Genomic DNA, 1,451 nt, shown 5'->3' on the forward strand with positions numbered 1-1,451 from the left:
GCCCTACCTTTCAACTCACGGGTGCACCCCAGCCATTCGTAAGGTTGTGGCACCCAGGGGGGAGGGGTGTGGCTCTCGGGCTCGCTGCCGTTGTTCGTGGCTCCGGAGGCTTGGCCGCCCCGCCCCCCACGACGACTCGGCCGCCGATTAGGAAGTGCGACAAGATCGCTGTGTAGGGCAATGCCGGCGAGGTCGTCCGTGGTACGCACGACAGGAACGACTTCGGGAGCACGATGAGCCGGATATGGGCCGGGATCGACTGCGGCAAGACCCACCACCACTGCGTCGCCATGGACGCCGACGGCAGGAGCCTGCTGTCGCGCCGGGTGGCCAACGACGAGCCGGAACTCCTGAATCTCATGGGCGACGTCCTCGACCTCGCCGACGGCCGCGAGGTGACGTGGGCGATGGACATGACCGGCGGTGAGCCCGGTCTGCTGATCGCCGTCCTGGTCAACCATCTGCAGGAGCTGCTCTACATCCCCGGCCGCATGGTCAACCGGGCCTCCGACGCCTACCGGGGCGAGGGGAAGACCGACGCCCGCGACGCCAGGATCATCGCCGACCAGGCACGCATGCGCCGCGACCTGCAAACGATCCGTCCCGACGACGAGACCACGATCGAGCTGCGGCTGCACACCAGCCACCGCATCGACCTGGTCGCCGACCGCACCCGCACCATCAACCGCCTGCGGGGCACCCTGCTGAGCATGTTCCCCGCGCTCGAACGCGCCCTGGAACTCACCAATGCCGGGCCGCTGGTCCTTCTCACCGGCTACCAGACCCCGGCCGCCCTGCGTCGGATCGGCGTCAGCCGGCTCACCACCTGGCTGCGCAACCGAAAGGTCCGCGGCGCTGAAGCCCTGGCCAAGGCGGCCGTCGAGGCCGCCGAGCGGCAGCACACGGCTGTGGCCGGTGAGAAGGTCATCGCGAAGATGGTGCACACCCTCGCGAAGGAGGTGATGGCCCTCAACGAGAAGATCGCCGAGATCGACAAGCTCATCGAGGGCCGGTTTCGCGAGCACGAACTCGCCAAGGTGATCCTGAGCATGCCGGGCATGGGGCCCAAGCTCGGTGCCGAGTTCCTGGTCGCCATCGGCGGGAGCCTGGACGGCTTCCCCACCGCGGACCGCCTCGCGGCCTTCGGCGGCGTCGCTCCCGCCCCGCACGACTCCGGCAAGACCAGCGGCAACCTGCGGCGCCCGCAGCGCTACCACCGGCGCCTGCAACGCGTCTTCTACACCTCCGCGCTGGTCAGCTCCTGGAGCGATCCCAACTCCAAGCGGTTCTACGATCGCAAGAGAGCCGAGGGCAAGAGCCACGTCCAGGCCGTCCTCGCCCTCGCCCGCCGACGCGTCAACGTCCTGTGGGCCCTCATCCGTGACCGACGGTGCTACCAAGTCACACCGCCCGTCACGCTTGCCGCTTGACACCAGCATTAGGAAGCCTCC

General features: G+C 68.6%; 1 protein-coding gene. It reads left to right on the plus strand.

Annotated elements, in window-relative coordinates; all coding sequences use genetic code 11:
• Positions 1-233: 233 nt before the first annotated feature.
• Positions 234-1,430: an IS110 family transposase gene (locus tag ABZ340_RS36560; protein ID WP_358786211.1), complete on the plus strand. Its 1,197-nt coding sequence runs from the start codon at positions 234-236 to the stop codon at positions 1,428-1,430.
• Positions 1,431-1,451 lie beyond the last annotated feature (21 nt).

The sequence above is a fragment of the Streptomyces sp. NPDC006134 genome, assembly GCF_040628835.1.
Taxonomy (GTDB): Bacteria; Actinomycetota; Actinomycetes; order Streptomycetales; family Streptomycetaceae; genus Streptomyces.